2 protein-coding genes are annotated in these 1,803 nt (G+C 69.4%); both read left to right on the plus strand.

Annotated elements, in window-relative coordinates; genetic code table 11:
- Positions 1-1,362 (plus strand): type IV secretory system conjugative DNA transfer family protein (locus Ae331Ps2_RS29470; RefSeq protein WP_217695666.1); only part of this gene is annotated, 1,362 nt, incomplete at its 5' end.
- Positions 1,363-1,395: 33 nt separating this feature from the next.
- Positions 1,396-1,803, plus strand: a 408-nt coding sequence (locus tag Ae331Ps2_RS29475) for a hypothetical protein (RefSeq protein ID WP_217695667.1), incomplete at its 3' end; no start/stop codon positions are given.

Here is a 1,803-nt window from a genome sequence, read left to right on the forward strand (position 1 = left end):
GGGCAACTGTGGGCGCCGTTCACGAACCCGACCGGGGTGATCGCCACCACCCAGTCCGGGAAGACCCGGTGCTGGCTGTGCGGGATCTGCATCGACGCACCCGGCGCTCTGTTGTGCTCCACCACCAAACCCGACCTGCTCGAGTTGTCCGCGCTCTCCCGCGCCCGCCGCCCCGGCGCCGGACCGGTGTGGGTGTTCGACCTGACCGGCACCACCACCTGGCCCGCGACCCTGCCCTGGTCACCGCTGCACGGCTGCCGCGACCAACAACAAGCCTGGGCGACGGCGAAACGCCTCGTCGAAGCCGCCGCCACCACCATCGAGGCCGGCGGCGGACGAGGCGCCGGGAACGACCGCGTGTTCCGCCAACGCGCCATCGGCGTCGTCGGCGCCTACCTCCTCGCCGCCGCCCACACCACCACCACGGCGGCCGACGGTGGTGGTGGGAGTGCGTTGAGTCGGATCGCCGACTGGGCCACCGACCGCACCACCGCCCACGAAGCAGTCAACATCCTCACCAGCCACAGCGACTACGCCCACCTCGCGGCCGCGTTGAAAGCCGAGCTGTCCATGGTCGCCGAAACCGCCGACGCCGTCTGGATGTCCGTGCGCCGCGCCCTGGAACCGTTCTCCGACCCACGAGTGCGGCGGCTGTGCGACATCGACCCCGACACCTCCTACGACCTGGAAGCGTTCATCACCGCCGGCGGAGCGCTGTACCTGATCGCCGAGGACAACGACGCCGCCGCGATCCCGATCCTCACCACCATCGTCGACGAATGGATCACCACCGCCCGACGGCTCGCCCTCACCCGACCCGGACGCCGGCTCGACCCACCCGCCACGATCGTCCTCGACGAACTCCCCTCCGCCACACCCGTACCCGACCTGCCCACCATGCAAGCCGACTCCGCCGGACGCGGTGTCCTCATCCACTGGGCCGCGCAATCACTGTCCCAACTCGACGCCGTCTACGGCACCCGCGCCCGCGACCTCATCGAGAACTCCACCGTCTTCGCCGTGTGGGGCGGCATCAAAGACGACGACACCCTCACCTGGCTGTCAAAGATCATCGGCGACCGCACCACCCACCGCGACACCCACCCCACCGGCGGGCTACTCCCCCCAACCCACGGCGGGAGCCGCACCACCGAACGCGTCCCGATCTACCCACCCGCCGCGATCCGCACCCTGCCCCGCGGCGAAGTCCTGATCCTCTACCGGCACCTACCCGTCATCCGCGCCACCACCACCGACGCCTACCACCGACCCGACGGCAACCAACTACGCGCCGACGTCGCCACCATCGCCTCCGGGAACATCCCGATCACACCGACCGGATACCTCGATCACCAACAGTGAGCGGCCAACGGTCGGCCACATAGGATGTCGGTCATGGTGCCCATGTCATCGACGTCGATCGGGTCGCCGCGGCGGGCTCGTGAGGTGCTGGTCATCACCCGCCAGGATTTCGACCTGCCCGGCAAGGACCTTTCCCGGGCAGCGGCGGTGCTCACCGATCACTTCACCGGGCTGCTACGCCGCGGTGTTCTGTCCCGCGCGGTCGCCGAGGTGATCCTCAACCCATCCCGCTGGAGCCACAACCGTCATGTCCTCACCGTGCAGGTCGACGTCGCTGCACGCGACAACGTCGCCGGGCTCGCGACCGCGCTCAACACCCTCCGCGACGGATTCCGGTTGCTCCCGATCGCGCTGCCCGACCAGTTCACCACCACCGAGATCGAGCGCCTCACCAGCATGGTCATCGGCGGCGACGACCTCCAGTTCGCCACCCACGACGAC

It is taken from the genome of Pseudonocardia sp. Ae331_Ps2 (genome assembly GCF_001932405.1).
Lineage (GTDB): Bacteria > Actinomycetota > Actinomycetes > Mycobacteriales > Pseudonocardiaceae > Pseudonocardia.